This is a genomic window from Serratia sp. BNK-17, from assembly GCF_048684935.1.
GTDB classification, from domain to species: domain Bacteria; phylum Pseudomonadota; class Gammaproteobacteria; order Enterobacterales; family Enterobacteriaceae; genus Serratia; species Serratia nematodiphila.
The window spans coordinates 623,421-638,080 of record NZ_JBLQTR010000001.1; the positions used below are offsets into that span (position 1 = coordinate 623,421).

Sequence of the window (14,660 nt, forward strand, 5' to 3'; positions counted from 1 at the left end):
TTAAGCCGGGGGATTATCAGTGCGCGGTCACTTGGGAACGCGTGCACACCCGATCATAAATCGCGACCAGCACCAGCATCAGCAGCGAAGGCGGCAACCATGCCAACCCCTGCTCCGCCAGCGGCAGGTGAGTGGTCCAGGCCGGCAGCAGCTGCTGGAAGCTGGACGCTTTCACCGCGTCAAGGATACCAAACAACAGGCTGACAAGCATCACCGGCGCGATGATACGCGGCGCGCTGTGCCACCAACGCAGGGTGAAGCTCAGCACCACCAGCACGATGCACGGCGGGTAAATCGCGGTCAGCACCGGAATGGAGATCTGGATCAGGTGGCTCAGGCCGAGGTTGGACACCACCATCGAGAACAGGCCCAGAATAAACACCAGCGTCTTGTACGAGAACGGCAGGTATTGCGCGAAGAACTCGGCGCAGGCGCAGGTCAGGCCTACCGCGGTCACCATGCAGGCGATGAAGATCAGCGCCGCCAGGAAGAAGCTGCCCAGGCCGCCGAAGGTGTTCTGAACGTAAGCGTGCAGGATCACCGCGCCGTTGGTGGCGTCAGGCACCAGCGCGCCGCTGCCGGAACCCAGCTTGAACAGGCTCAGGTACACCAGCGTCAGGCCCACGCCGGCGATCAAACCGGCCAGAATGGTGTAACGGGTCAACAGGCCGGCGTCTTTCACGCCGCGCGAGCGCGCCGCGTTGACGATAACGATGCCGAACACCAGCGCGCCCAGCGTATCCATGGTCAGATAGCCGTTAACGAAGCCGGAGGAGAAAGGCACGCTCTGATAAGCCGTCGTCGCCGGAATCGGCGCGCCGGCAGGCCACAGCAGCGCGGCGATGCCCAGTACGGCCAGCGCGACGATCTTCAGCGGCGCCAGCACGTGGCCGACGGTATCGAGCAGGCGGCCCGGATACAGAGAGATGCCGATCACCAGCGCGAAATACACCAGGCTGTAGATGAACAGCGGCATGGCGCCGTCGCCGGTCAGCGGGGCGATGCCCACTTCGAAGGACACAGTGGCGGTGCGCGGCGTGGCGAACAGCGGGCCGACGGCCAGGTAGCAGACAGTCGCCAGCAGCAGGCCGGCGCCGCGGCCGATCGGCGAACTGAGGGCGTCGATGCCGCCGCCGACGCGCGCCAGCGCGATGACGGTGATGACCGGCAGGCCCACGGCGGTGATCAGGAAGCCCAGCGCCGCAGTCCAGACGTGTTCACCGGACTGCAAGCCGACCATCGGCGGGAAGATGATGTTCCCGGCCCCAACGAATAAGGCAAAGGTCATAAAGCCCAATGCCAGGATATCTTTTGACGTTAAACGATGACTCATACGATGTCGTGTTGCCTGTTCAAATGAAAAAAATTGTCCGATAGCGTGGTGGCGAAACGCCCCACCCGGTTGCCGGCATGCCCGATCGTCGCCGCGCCAAATAAGCACCCTAAACGCAGTCGATCCGGCGTTTATGTCCCTATTCGAAAGTGGCCGCTCATGAAGATGGGCAAAATTTTAGGAGTTATAAAAATGGAGGTTTAATCCGACAACGAAGGCTAAGGTAAACGTTTATAGCGCTTCAAGGCAAGACGCACGGCGAAAAGCAGAGCTATCGACCATATAAACTTTAGCCACCAGTCGATCATATTGGCTATCAATAAATATACACTACATGATTTGTATCATTTTTGAACAATGAATTCACGAAACGTGAAGCATATATCACTTTACCGCGCGAAAACGCCAATAAATGCCCGATTTTCGCGTGGCATAAGCTCCGTTTTGCCGTGAAAAAAGGCGAAAATTACGCCGCTTTTTGTCGCTTATTGCATCATGGCCGGCGCGAGCGGTGGCAACCCGAGCGCCTGGCGGGTCTTCTGCAGCGCGGCCGGCGGCAGTGGCAGATAGCCGTCGTGATTGACCAGGCTTTGCCCTGGTGTCGACAGCACGCGATCGAGAAACGCGGCGGTCAGCGGCTCCAGCGGTTGATGGGGGGCTTTATTGATATAGATATACAGATAGCGCGACAGCGGGTAGCGATCGTTGCGCACGTTGGCGGCGGTAGGCGCGACATAGTCTTCTCCCGACTCCGCCAGCGGCAGCAGCCGCACGCCGCTGGCGCGAAAACCGATGCTGGCGTAGCCGATGCCGTTGAGCGAACCGGCCACCGCCTGCACTACCGAGGCCGAACCGGGCAGCTCATTGACGCGCGGCATGAAATCGCCGCCGCACAGCGCGCGCAGTTTGAAATAGCCGTAGGTGCCGGACGCCGAGTTGCGGCCGAAGCGTTGCAGCGAGCGCGTCGCCCAGTCGCCGCGCAGCCCCAGCTCGCCCCAGCGCGTCAGCGGCTGGCTTTCGCCGCAGCGCCGGGTGGCGGAGAAAATGCGGTCGAGCTGCTGCAGGTTGAGGCCGCGCAGCGGATTGTCCTGATGCACCAACACCACCAGCGCATCCACCGCTACCGGCACCGCCAGCGGCGCATAGCCGTAACGGTGTTCGAACGCCGAAACCTCGGCCGCCTTCATCGGCCGGCTCATCGGGCCCAGCTGCGCGGCGCCCGCCGCCAACGCGGTCGGCGCGGTCGACGAACCGGCGGCCTGGATCTGCAGGTTGACGTTGGGATAATGCTGGCTGAAATCCTGCGCCCACAGCGCCATCAGATTCGCCAGCGTGTCGGAACCGACGCTGGACAGGTTGCCCGCCAACATGCCGTCAGGCTGCGCCAGCGCGCCGCGTCCGGCCAGCAGCGCCAGGCAAAGCAACAGCCCTCGGGTTATTCGGGTCATACCGGTGTCTCGCGTTAATTTTTCACCGCATTCTCTGATAAAGCGGCCGGAACAATCAACCGGTTGGGCAAGGTAAAGATAAAGCGGGTGCCGATCCCTGGTTCGCTGAGGATCTCCAGCCGCGCGTCGTGATGGCTGAGCGCGTGTTTGACGATCGCCAGCCCCAGCCCGCTGCCGCCGGTCTGGCGCGAGCGGGCCTTGTCGACGCGGTAGAAACGCTCGGTCAGGCGCGGCAGGTGCTCGGCGGCGATGCCAGGCCCGTTGTCGCTGACCTGGAACTGCGCGCCATGCGCCGTCTGCTGCCAGCTGACTTCGATATGGGTGCCCTTCGGCGTGTGGTTGACCGCGTTGTACACCAGGTTAGACACCGCGCTGCGCAACTGGTCTTCATTGCCGAACACGTTGAGCTGTTCGTTCACCCGGAAAGCGATCTCGTGATTGCCGCCGCTCAGCGATTGCGCCTCGCGCTGCAACACCCGCAGCATCAGCGGAATATCCACCCGCTCGTTCATGTCGACATTGGGCGCCGCCTCGATGCGCGACAGCGTCAGCAGTTGCTTGACCAGCCCGTCCATCCGGCGGGTCTGCTCTTGCATGGTGCTCAGCGCCTTGCTGCGCAGCGAGCCGTCCTGCTCTTCGTCGCCCATCATTTCCAGGTAGCCCTGCAGCACCGTCAACGGCGTGCGCAGCTCATGGCTGACGTTGGCGAAGAAGTTGCGCCGCGCGCCCTCCAACTGACGCATCTGGGTGACGTCGCGCGCCACCATCAGCAATTGCCCTTCGGAATAGGGCATCACGCGGAATTCGACGTAGTGTTCGTTGTTCAGCTGCAGCGTCAGCGGGCGCGAAAACTCCTGCTGTTGCAGATAGTGGCTGAATTCCGGATAACGCAGCAGGTTAAGGATGTGCTGACCGTTGTCTTCCGGCCAGCGAAAGCCGAGCAGATGCTGCGCCAGCCCGTTGCACCAGAAGATATTGCCTTCGACGGTGGTCATCACCACCGCGTCAGGCAGTGATTCGGCCCCGCTGCGAAAGCGCTTGATCAGCAGCGCCAGCTCGCGCCGGCGGCGGCGGTTGCGCTGCTGCATCTGATACAGGCCATAGAACAGCGGCTCCCAGCTCCAGCGGCCGGGCGGCGGCGTCATGCTGCGGTCGATCCACAGCCAATGGGAGAGTTTGAGCTGGTTGTAGAAATTCCACACCAGCGCAGCCAGCGCAGAGGCCAGCAGGAACCAGGGCAGATAACCGAAAATCAGCCCCAGCAGTAAGGCGGGCAGACAGAAAAGAGCCAGCTCCAAAGCCAGCCTCTTCCACGACAGACGTTCTAACACGGCATATTCTCCAGCGCGGCGCGATCAGTAGCGCGTTGAGAACCGGTAGCCGGTGCCCCGAACGGTTTGAACCATTTTATCATGCCCACTGGTTTCTAACGCCTTGCGGAGCCGACGGATATGCACGTCAACGGTACGGTCTTCCACATAAACGTTAGTGCCCCAGACGTGATTAAGCAACTGCTCGCGGCTATAAACCCGCTCCGGGTGGGTCATAAAGAAGTGCAGCAGCTTGAACTCGGTCGGCCCCATGTCCAGCGCCTGATCGTTCGCCATTACGCGGTGGGAGGACGGATCCAGGCTCAACCCTTGCATTTCAATCACTTCTTCCACCGCCATCGGCGAAATGCGGCGCATGACCGCTTTGATGCGCGCCACCAGCTCCTTGGGCGAGAACGGCTTGGTGATGTAATCATCCGCCCCCACTTCCAGGCCGCGCACCCGGTCTTCTTCTTCGCCGCGCGCGGTCAACATCATCACCGGGATATCGCGGGTCAGCGCTTCGCGCTTCATATGTTTGATAAACTGAATGCCGGAACCGCCGGGCAACATCCAGTCAAGCAACACCAAATCAGGGAACGGCTCAGACAGACGCGTCACGGCGCTGTCATAATCTTCGGCTTCCAACGGTTGGTAACCATTCTGTTCCAACACAAAGCACACCATCTCACGGATCGGCGCTTCGTCTTCCACCACCAGTATGCGTCTTGCCATCGTCAATCCTGCCAATGTGTTAGCGACTTTTCGGGCGCCATTATGCGTCAGTTTTGTGACACTTTTATGAAAAAAACCGGCTGTTATAGGCAGTAAGCATAGCGATTATTTCCCGCAGTAACGAAAAATCATCCGGTTGTCATCATCATTGCGCCGGGACAGCCGCCGCCGCCGCCTTTATAATCATCGCCATTATCTTTACATCCGGGAGTGTCATGCGCCTGATCCACACCTCTGACTGGCACCTTGGCCAGTACTTTTTCACCAAAAGCCGCGCCGCCGAGCACCAGGCTTTTCTGAACTGGCTGATCGAACAGGTAGATCAGCAGCAGGTGGATGCGCTGATCGTCGCCGGAGATCTGTTCGATACCGGCTCGCCGCCCAGCTATGCCCGCGAGCTGTACAACCGCTTCGTGGTGGAACTGCAGCGCACCGGCTGCCAGCTGGTGGTGCTGGGCGGCAACCACGATTCGGTCGCGACGCTGAACGAATCGCGTGAACTGCTTTCCTGCCTGAACACCACGGTGATCGCCAGCGCGCAGGGCGCCCCGGAACAGCAGATCGTGGTGCTTAACCAACGCGACGGCCAGCCGGGCGCGGTGCTGTGCGCCATCCCGTTCCTGCGGCCGCGCGATCTGCTCACCAGCCGCGCCGGCGAATCCGGCGCGCAGAAACAACAGGCGTTGCAGGAAGCCATCGCCGAACATTATCAAACGCTGTATCAGGCGGCCTGCGAGCGCCGCGACCAGTTGGGCCTGCCGCTGCCGATCGTCGCCACCGGCCACCTGACCACCGTCGGCGTTACCACCTCCGACTCGGTGCGCGACATCTATATCGGCACCCTCGACGCCTTCCCGGCGCAGGCCTTCCCCCCGCCGACTATATCGCGCTGGGCCACATTCACCGCGCGCAGAACGTCGCCAAATCGGAGCATATTCGCTATAGCGGCTCGCCGATCCCGCTGAGCTTCGATGAGCTGGGCAAAGCCAAAAGCGTCTTCCTGGTGGATTTCGCCGACGGCGCTTTGCAGCGGGTAGAAACGTTAACGATCCCGCAGTTTCAGCCCATGCAACTGATCAAAGGCGATCTGGCCGAGATCGAACGGCAGCTGCGGCAATTTGCCGATTATGCCGGCGAGCTGCCGGTGTGGCTGGATATCGAAGTGGCGACGCAGGACTACCTCAGCGATATCCAACGCCGCATCCAGCTGATGGCGGATGCGCTGCCGGTGGAAGTGGTGCTGCTGCGGCGCAGTAAAGAGCAGCGCCGCCAGGCGATCGCGCAGCAGGATAAGGAAACGCTCAACGAGCTGAGCGTCAACGAGGTGTTCGAACGGCGCCTGGCGCAGGAGGCCGACATGCCCGAAGCGCGCCAACGGCGGATGCACCAACTGTTCCGCCAGGTGGTCGAGGCGGTGCAACACAACGCCGAGGAGACGAATTCATGAAGATCCTCAGCCTGCGGTTAAAAAACCTCAACTCGCTGCAGGGCGAATGGAAAATTGACTTCACCGCCGAGCCGTTCGCCAGCAACGGTCTGTTCGCCATTACCGGCCCGACCGGCGCGGGCAAAACCACCCTGCTGGACGCCATTTGCCTGGCGCTGTACCACCAGACGCCGCGTCTCAACGTCACGCCAAGCCAGAATGAACTGATGACCCGCCACACCGCCGAATCGCTGGCGGAGGTCGAGTTCGAGGTCAAGGGCATCGGCTATCGCGCCTTCTGGAGCCAGCGCCGCGCCAAAAACGCGCCGGACGGCAATCTGCAGGCGCCGAAGGTCGAACTGGCGCGCCGCGAGGACGGCAAGATCCTGGCGGACAAAGTGCGCGACAAGCTGGAGATCACCGCCGCCATCACCGGGCTGGACTTCGGCCGCTTCACCAAGTCGATGATGCTGTCTCAGGGGCAGTTCGCCGCGTTCCTCAACGCCGACGCCAACGATCGCGCCGAGCTGTTGGAAGAGCTGACCGGCACCGAAATCTACGGGCGGTTGTCCGAACAGGTGTTCGAGTCGCACAAGCAGGCCAAAACCGACCTGGATGCGTTGCACCAACGCGCCAGCGGCATCGAACTGCTAAACGACGAGCTGCGCCAGTCTCTGACCGAACAGCTGGCGGCGCTGAGCGGGCAGGAAAGCGCTCTCGGCGAGCAAACCCGGCAACAGCAACAGGCGCTGAGCTGGCTGCAGCAATGGCAACGCCTCCGGCAACAGCAAAGCGAGGGGCAATTGCGGCTGGACACCGCCCAGCGCGAGCAGACGGAGGCCGCCCCGCAGCTGCAGCGGCTGGCGCTCAGCGAACCGGCCGAGAAATTGCGGCCGCTGCGCGGTGAACGCGATCGCTGCCGCGCCGAGCTGCAGACGATACAACAGCAGGCAGCCCAGCTGACGCAACAGCAGGAACAGCAGTCGGCGCAGCTGGCGCCGCTGCAGCAGGCGGTGGAGAAAACCCGCCAGGCGCAGCAAGCGCATGCCGAACACATGCGGCAACAGCAACAGTTGATCGATGACCAGGTGGCGCCGCTTGACCATCAAATAGCCCAACTGCAGTCGACACAGGCCGAACGTAGACAGGCCGGCGATGCCGCCGCGCAGCAATGCGCCCAGCAGCAGACCGCGCTGGAGCAGCTCACCGTCCAGCGCAGCCAACTGACGACGCAGACCGCACAGCATCAGCAGCAGTTGAACACGCTGACCCAAGCGCTGGCCGTTCAACAGCAACAGCAGCAAGCGCTGGAGGCGCAAACGCCGCTGGCCCCGCTGCGCCAGCGCCTGAGTGCCCTGGCAGATCTGCGCCCGACGCGCCAGCAGCTGTTTACTCTATCCTCTTTATCGCAGCAAATCGTTAAACGGCTGGAACAACAGCGGCAAGAGCTAAACAGCGGTCAACATGAACTTACCCAGTTGGAACCGCAGCTAGAACTCATCCGTCAGCGATTTAAGCAGCAGAAAGCCCACCAGGCCGATGTTGAAAAAACCTATGCGCTGGAACAACGGATCGTGGGTCTGGAGGCCGAGCGCGCCCGTTTGCAACCCGGCGCCCCCTGCCCGCTGTGCGGCTCATGCGAGCACCCGGCGGTAGAACAATACCAAGAGGTAAAACTGTCAGAAACCGCGCAACGTCTGGAGCAAATGAAAGTCCAGACCGAAGCATTGCAAAAACAAGGCGTCGAGCTGCGAGCCCGTTACGACAACCTGCAACAGCAATTGCAGCGTCAGCAGCAAACCATCGCGCAGGATGAACAACAGCTGGCCGGCCAACAGCAGCAGTGGCGGCAGCTCAGCGCGCCGCTGGCGTTCGACTTTACGCTGGCGGATGGCGAGCAACTCAGCGCCTGGCTGAACGGCTGCGACGACGAAGAACGGCGCGGGCAACAGGCGCTGCAGCAGCATGAACAGGCGGCGCAGGCGGTACAGCAGGCGAAGGATGCGCTCATCGCTCTGCAAACGCAGCAGCAGCAGACGCAGCAACAGCTGGCGTTGCTCGAAGAACGCTTTACGCTGCTGCAGAAAGCCCACGCCGACAGCCTGCAACAGCAGCAAGAGTTGCAACAACGCTGGCAAGAAGGCGAGAAGACCCTTGCCGAACGACGCGCGCAGCGGCTGGCGCTGTTCGGCGAACAACAGGTCGCCGAGGTGCGCGAACAGCTGCGCGCCAAACAAACCGCCTGTGAACAGGCCAGTTTGCAGGCCGCCGAGCAGTGGCAAAAGGCGCAGGAACTGCGCGAGCGCCTGGCCGGCCAGCAGGCCGGGCTGCAACAACAACACACCCAGATGCAGGAGCGGCTGCAGCAGGCGCAGCAGCAGTGGCAGCAGGCGCTGGCCGACAGCGAATTCGCCGATGAAACCGCCTTCGCCGCCGCGCTGCTGGACGATGTCCTGCGCCGCGAATTGCAGCAGCGCAAAGAGCAGTTGCAACAGCGGCAGGTAGAGGCCACCGCCCTGCTGACACAGGCGACGCAAACGCTGGAGCAGCACCGGCAGAACCGCCCTGAAGGGCTGGATGAAGCCAACGCGGATCTCGATGCGTTCACCCAATCGCTGGCCGAGCTGGCGCAGCAGTTGAAGGCGCTGCAGCTGCGCCAGGGCGAACTGCGCAACCAGCTGGCAAGCGACGCCGAACGCCGTCTCAATCAGCAGGCGCTGTTCGAGCAGATCGCCCGCAGCCAGCAAGACTACGACGACTGGAGCTACCTCAACCAACTGATCGGCTCAAAAGAAGGCGACAAGTTCCGCCGCTTCGCTCAGGGGCTGACGCTCGATCATCTGGTTTACCTGGCCAACAACCAGCTCGGCCGGCTGCACGGGCGCTACCTGCTGCAGCGCAAGACCAGCGACGCGCTGGAGCTGCAGGTGGTGGACACCTGGCAGGCGGACGCGCTGCGCGATACCCGCACCCTGTCCGGCGGCGAGAGTTTCCTGGTCAGCCTGGCGCTGGCGCTGGCGTTGTCCGATCTGGTCAGCCACAAAACCAGCATCGACTCGCTGTTCCTCGACGAAGGTTTCGGCACGCTGGATGCCGAAACCCTCGATACCGCGCTGGACGCGCTGGACAGTCTGAACGCCTCCGGCAAAACCATCGGCGTGATCAGTCACGTCGAGGCGATGAAAGAGCGCATTCCGGTGCAGATCAAAGTGAAAAAGGTCAACGAGCTCGGCGTCAGCCGGTTGGAGGCGCACTTCAGGCTGGAATGATCCCGCTGCGCGCGGCGCAGAAGTGTGACCGCGGCGGCACTCCGCAGTGAAAAGCGTTGAGCTGCGGCGGGCACGGGTTATTATGCCAACATAATAGGATTGTTACTGTATCCCCTCCGCCGCTCAGGGCCGCAGGGCAGAAACATAAAATACAGGCAAAACCTGACGCCCGGGATCGCTTCCGGGCGTCAGGTTTTTTCGTTTTCAGGATGCTGAAACACCGGGAAAAACCATGAAAATCGCTAAAATACTCAATAATAACGTGGTGATTACGCTGGACGACCGTCAGGAAGAGACGGTGGTGATGGGAAAAGGAATCGGCTTTAAAAAGAAGCCCGGCGATACGCTGGACGAAAGCCTGATCGAAAAGGTGTTCACCCATAACGGCGGTGAAATCGCCGAGCGCTATAAAGAGCTGCTCGCCGAGATCCCATTGGCCTGCGTCACCACTGCCGACAGGATCATCACCCTCGCCCGTGAACGCCTGCCGGGCAAGTTGCATAACATCGTCTACATCACACTCACCGATCACATCCATTTCGCCCTGCAGCGCCATGCGCAAGGGCTGGATATCAAAAATGCGCTGCTGTGGGAGATTAAAAAACTCTACCCGGCCGAATTCGCCGTCGGGCTGGAGGCGCTGGCTCTGATCGCCCAGCGGCTGGATACCGCGCTGCCGGAAGACGAAGCCGGATTTATTGCCCTGCATCTGGTCAACGCCCAGCTTAACGACGAGATGCACAACACGCTGCACATTACCCGCGTGATGCAAGAGATCCTCAACCTGGTCAAATACCATTTCCGCTTTGATTACAACGAGGAATCCCTGAGCTACCACCGGTTCGTCACCCACTTGAAATTTTTCGCCCAGCGCCTGCTGGGGAAAAACTACGTCGACAGCGACGACGACTCGCTGTATCAGGTGGTGAAAGAGAAGTACCGCGAGTCATTCGCCTGCGCCGGCAAGATCAACCGCCACATCGAAAAGCACTATCAGCACCAGCTCACCACGGAAGAGATGATGTTCCTGACCATTCATATCGAACGGGTGCGCAGCGAAAGCGAGGAAAAGCCGGTTTAACGGCGGGCGTCCGCCACCCGCACGCCGTACTGCGGAAACACCGCGTCGGCGGAAATCAGCGTCAGCCCCTCGGCCTGCGCCTGCGCGATCAGCATGCGATCGAAAGGATCCTGATGGTGTGGCGGCAGCTGCCCGGCCTGTTGGCAATGAAAGGCGTCCATCGGCAGCGACAGAAAATCTTCGGCCTCGATGATCGCAAAGATGTCTTCCGGCAGCGCCAGCTTGCCCAGCGCCTGCTTGATCGAGATCTCCCAAATGCTGGCCGCGCTGACGTACACCGCATTGCCCGGATCGGCGATCTGCCTTTTGGCGTTGGCGCCCAGGCAGGCGTCATCGATCAGCCACCACAGCAACGCGTGGGTATCCAGCAGCAGGCGCTTCATTCATCGCCCTCAAACAGCGCCGCAATGGCCGCATCCCCGGCGTTGAAATCCGCCGGCACGGTGAACCTGCCCTTGGCGGCGCCGGGGCGACGCGCTTCCCCCTTGATGGCGACCAGCTGTACGTACGGCTTCCCTGCTTTTGCAATAATCACGGTTTCTCCCTCCGCGGCTCTGTCCGCCAGTTGGCTCAGATTGGATTTGGCTTCGTGCATATTGGCCTGAATCGGCATACGCGTCCTCCTTAGCTAAGTTAGCTAAAGCATAAAGCGCCGTCCAGTTTTTGTACAGTGAAGGGTTTAAAGCGCGAGCAGCCTCGCGCTTTGTTGCAACGCTTAGCGCTGCTGTTGCGGCCACAGCCAGGCCGCACCGCGCACGCCGCTGGAATCGCCGTGAACCGCCTTGCGGATCGGCGTTTCACACTCGCCGCCGAACACCCAGCCTTTCACCAGTTGCGGCACCGTGCGATACAGACGATCCACGTTGCTCATGCCGCCGCCGAGCACTACCACGTCCGGATCCAGCATGTTGATCACGTGCGCCAGCGATTTCGCCAATCGCATTTCGTAGCGGCCAATCGCCTGCTCCGCCAACGCATCGCCCCGCTCGCTCAACGCCATGATCTCATGCCCTTGCAGCGCATTGCCGCTCAGGCGCGCATAGTCGGTGGCGAAACCGGTGCCGGAAACAAAGGTTTCGATGCAACCCGGCTTGCCGCAGTAGCACGGCACGTCGCGGGCGTAGCGCAGCTCATCGTCATCCTGCCACGGCAGCGGATTGTGGCCCCATTCGCCGGCGATGCCGTTGCCGCCGGAATGCGCCTGGCCGTTCAGCGCCACGCCGGCGCCGCAGCCGGTGCCGATGATGACCGCAAACACGGTTTTCGCGCCGGCGCCGGCGCCATCGGTGGCTTCCGACACCGCCAGGCAGTTGGCGTCGTTGGCGATGCGCACTTCGCGCGCCAGCAGCGCCGACAGATCCTTATCCAGCGGCTGGCCGTTGAGCCACACCGAGTTGGCGTTCTTTACTCGCCCGGTAAACGGCGACAGCGTGCCGGGAATGCCGATCCCGACCGATCCTCGTTCGCCGGTATGATCCTCCGCCAGTTTCACCAGCCCGGCGATCGCCGCCAGGGTTTGCCGGTAGTCATGGCGCGGCGTGGCGATGCGATGGCGAAACAGCTCCCGCCCGTCATTCGCCAACGCGATCACTTCAATTTTCGTTCCACCCAAGTCGATGCCAATGCGCACGTATTTTTTCTCCTCGATGCCGCGCAGCGTTGTCACAGCCTAATGTAAGCGCGCGAATGAATCACCTGTTTCCCATTCTCCGTCCCGTCCTTTCCCGATGCGCAAAGCGACGCAATTCGGAGAGAATGGGGCGATTTTTCAGCGTCAATTCGTTATCATGCCGCCCTGCTTTTGACGAATCAGCGTGCCGAACGCACGCCCAGCCAGGGATAACATTATGCTGTGGTTTAAGAATTTGATGGTTTACCGTTTGAGCCGCGAAGTGGCGTTAAACGCGGATGAAATGGAAAAACAACTCAGCGCGTTCGCCTTCACGCCGTGCGGCAGCCAGGACATGGCGAAGACCGGCTGGGTCTCCCCGATGGGCTCGCACAGCGATGCGCTGACGCACGCGGTCAACGGCCAGATCGTCATCTGCGCGCGCAAGGAAGAGAAAATCCTGCCGTCGCCGGTGATCAAGCAAGAGCTGCAGGCCAAGATTGAGCGCCTGGAGGCGGAGCAACACCGCAAACTGAAGAAAACCGAGAAGGACGCGCTGAAGGATGAAGTGCTGCACAGCCTGCTGCCGCGCGCGTTCAGCCGCTTCAACCAGACCTTCATGTGGATAGACACCGTCAACGATCTGATCATGGTCGACGCCGCCAGCGCCAAACGCGCCGAAGACACGCTGGCGCTGCTGCGTAAAAGCCTCGGCTCGCTGCCTGTGGTGCCGCTGACCATGGAAAGCCCGATCGAACTGACGCTGACCGAATGGGTGCGTTCCGGCGAGATGCCGGCCGGCTTCGCCATTCAGGATGAAGCGGAATTGAAAGCGATTCTGGAAGAAGGCGGCGTAATCCGCTGCAAGAAGCAGAATCTGATCAGCGACGAAATCGCGGTGCACATCGAAGCCGGCAAGCTGGTGACCAAGCTGGCGGTGGACTGGCAAGAGCGCATCCAGCTGATGCTGTCGGACGACGGCTCGCTCAAGCGCCTGAAGTTCGCCGACACGCTGCGCGAACAGAACGACGACATCGATCGCGACGACTTCGCCCAGCGCTTTGACGCCGACTTTATCCTGATGACCAGCGAGCTGGCGGCGTTGATCAAAAACACCATCGAAGCGCTCGGCGGCGAAGCCCAGCGTTAATCTCGCCTCAGAAATGACCAGGGCCCAGCATCCGCTGAGCCCTGCGTTCCCCTAGCGAACAAAATTTATTTGCTCAGGTAGCGGCACAGATAGGCGGTGGCGTCGGCCACCTGCAGGTTGAACTCGCTGTGCCCCGGCACGAAGAACTTCTCGCCCGGCGTAAACACTTGCCAGTCCGGCGCTCCCGGCAGCAGCACTTTCAGCGCCCCGGTGATCACTGTCATTTCTTCCGGCTGCGCGGTGGAGAAGGTGTATTCGCCCTCTTCCATCACACCCACGCTGGTAAGACCGATGCTGCTACTGTCAAAACCGATAGACTTCACTTTTCCGGCAAAATACTCATTCACTTTCAGCATAGACTGGCACCCGCGTAATCATCTTGATGGAAAATCCATATTGGGGGATTGCGGTTGATCTGTCACTGGTTTTTCGCGCGAAATGCGATCGCGGCGCAGAGGCAAAGGTTTCCGTGCGTCACGCTCAGGCCATCGCCATGAAACAACCGCGTCAAAAACCCGCGCCGCGCAAACTGAAATCGATCGGCAGCGTCAATTCCACCGTGCCGTTGACGTAGGCGTCCGACGGCGGCGTGGGCAGCGGCGAAGCGCGTTTGACCAGCGCCTGGATTTCGCGATCCAGCGACGGCAGCCCGGCGCTGCTGACCAGCGTCACCGCCAGCACGTGGCCCTGTCTGTCCAGCGTGAAACGCACCTGCCCGACGCCCTGGCGCTTCAGCCGCAATGCGTCTTTAGGATAACGCTTAAAACGATTCAGGCGGCCGCTGATGCGGCTGCGCCAGTTGTCTTCCCCCGCCTGAACATAGGGCGTCAGGCGAGTTTGCGGCGCGGCCGTTTTATCCGCGTGGCCCGGCGGCGGCGCGCCGGCGTTGTGATCCTGAACCCTCGGCGGCGCGATGGTTCTCTCCTGCGGCGGCGTGCGGGGCAGATTGTTTTTTTTCACCGGCTTAGGCGGTTTTTTCTGTTTCGGCGGCACGGCGATGTTCGGCTGCGCGGCGTCGGGCACTTTCACTAGCGGTAACGGCTCCGGTGGCGCCGGCGGTTCAACCTGAGGCGGCGGCGTCCTTTGTCCCGGCGGTTGTTTCGCCTCGGCCGGGGCCTGCGGTGCGGCGGCCATCAGCACCATCACCGCCGGTGGCGGTACCCACGGTGGCTCGGCCTTGTCTCGCCAGGGCCAAAACAGCGCTGCAACCAGCAGATGCAGCGCCAGCACCAACACCAGACAACGGCGCCAGGGCATGGTGGCACCGGGCGCGGCGAAAGGCAGCGGCGAAACCGACAT

12 protein-coding genes and 1 pseudogene are annotated in these 14,660 nt (G+C 61.6%); 4 read left to right on the forward strand and 9 right to left on the reverse strand.

Annotated elements, in window-relative coordinates:
• Positions 1-16 precede the first annotated feature (16 nt).
• The 4 genes from brnQ to phoB all read right to left on the reverse strand — a co-directional run bounded on the left by brnQ (position 17) and on the right by phoB (position 4,826).
• Entirely contained in the window at positions 17-1,333 is a 1,317-nt protein-coding gene (gene brnQ / locus ACMGF7_RS03090; RefSeq protein WP_015376824.1) for a branched-chain amino acid transport system II carrier protein, read from the reverse strand.
• A gap of 485 nt (positions 1,334-1,818) precedes the next feature.
• Positions 1,819-2,781 carry a PstS family phosphate ABC transporter substrate-binding protein gene (locus ACMGF7_RS03095; protein WP_197842933.1) on the reverse strand — a complete coding sequence of 321 codons (963 nt, stop codon included), beginning with the start codon at positions 2,779-2,781 and terminating at the stop codon, positions 1,819-1,821.
• A gap of 14 nt (positions 2,782-2,795) precedes the next feature.
• Entirely contained in the window at positions 2,796-4,112 is a 1,317-nt protein-coding gene (gene phoR / locus ACMGF7_RS03100; RefSeq protein WP_197842934.1) for a phosphate regulon sensor histidine kinase PhoR, read from the reverse strand.
• A gap of 24 nt (positions 4,113-4,136) precedes the next feature.
• A complete protein-coding gene (phoB, locus tag ACMGF7_RS03105) occupies positions 4,137-4,826 on the reverse strand; it encodes a phosphate response regulator transcription factor PhoB (protein WP_004940438.1) in 690 nt (229 codons plus the stop codon).
• A gap of 215 nt (positions 4,827-5,041) precedes the next feature.
• Here phoB and sbcD point away from each other — a divergent pair.
• The 3 genes and pseudogenes from sbcD to licT all read left to right on the forward strand — a co-directional run bounded on the left by sbcD (position 5,042) and on the right by licT (position 10,602).
• A pseudogene (gene sbcD / locus ACMGF7_RS03110) lies at positions 5,042-6,273 on the forward strand (exonuclease subunit SbcD).
• The gene (sbcC, locus tag ACMGF7_RS03115; RefSeq protein WP_420286351.1) at positions 6,270-9,521 is read left to right on the forward strand and encodes an exonuclease subunit SbcC; all 3,252 of its coding nucleotides are present in this window, start codon (positions 6,270-6,272) and stop codon (positions 9,519-9,521) included. Before sbcD ends, sbcC begins: the two are co-directional and overlap by 4 nt.
• 232 nt (positions 9,522-9,753) lie before the next feature.
• Positions 9,754-10,602, forward strand: a complete 849-nt coding sequence (licT, locus tag ACMGF7_RS03120) for a BglG family transcription antiterminator LicT (RefSeq protein ID WP_004940446.1) — start codon at positions 9,754-9,756, stop codon at positions 10,600-10,602.
• On the opposite strand, the gene ACMGF7_RS03125 is transcribed toward licT, so the two are convergent.
• From ACMGF7_RS03125 to mak, 3 genes are all read right to left on the reverse strand, one after another.
• Positions 10,599-10,985, reverse strand: a complete 387-nt coding sequence (locus tag ACMGF7_RS03125; protein WP_015376820.1) for a type II toxin-antitoxin system VapC family toxin — start codon at positions 10,983-10,985, stop codon at positions 10,599-10,601. The two genes, licT and ACMGF7_RS03125, sit on opposite strands and share 4 nt — an antisense overlap.
• Positions 10,982-11,215, reverse strand: a complete 234-nt coding sequence (locus tag ACMGF7_RS03130) for a type II toxin-antitoxin system Phd/YefM family antitoxin (protein ID WP_004940455.1) — start codon at positions 11,213-11,215, stop codon at positions 10,982-10,984. The genes ACMGF7_RS03125 and ACMGF7_RS03130 overlap by 4 nt, the downstream gene beginning before the upstream one ends.
• A gap of 102 nt (positions 11,216-11,317) precedes the next feature.
• Positions 11,318-12,232 (reverse strand): fructokinase, encoded by a 915-nt coding sequence (gene mak / locus ACMGF7_RS03135; RefSeq protein WP_049242876.1) that lies wholly within the window; start codon positions 12,230-12,232, stop codon positions 11,318-11,320.
• A gap of 217 nt (positions 12,233-12,449) precedes the next feature.
• On the opposite strand from mak, the gene rdgC reads away from it, so the two are divergent.
• Complete coding sequence (gene rdgC, locus ACMGF7_RS03140) at positions 12,450-13,361, forward strand: recombination-associated protein RdgC (protein ID WP_004940461.1); 912 nt, start codon at positions 12,450-12,452, stop codon at positions 13,359-13,361.
• Positions 13,362-13,426: 65 nt separating this feature from the next.
• On the opposite strand, the gene ppnP is transcribed toward rdgC, so the two are convergent.
• The gene (gene ppnP, locus ACMGF7_RS03145) at positions 13,427-13,717 is read right to left on the reverse strand and encodes a pyrimidine/purine nucleoside phosphorylase (RefSeq protein ID WP_004940463.1); all 291 of its coding nucleotides are present in this window, start codon (positions 13,715-13,717) and stop codon (positions 13,427-13,429) included.
• 151 nt (positions 13,718-13,868) lie between these two features.
• On the reverse strand, positions 13,869-14,660 hold the full coding sequence (locus ACMGF7_RS03150) for an energy transducer TonB (RefSeq protein ID WP_049242830.1): 792 nt from the start codon (positions 14,658-14,660) through the stop codon (positions 13,869-13,871).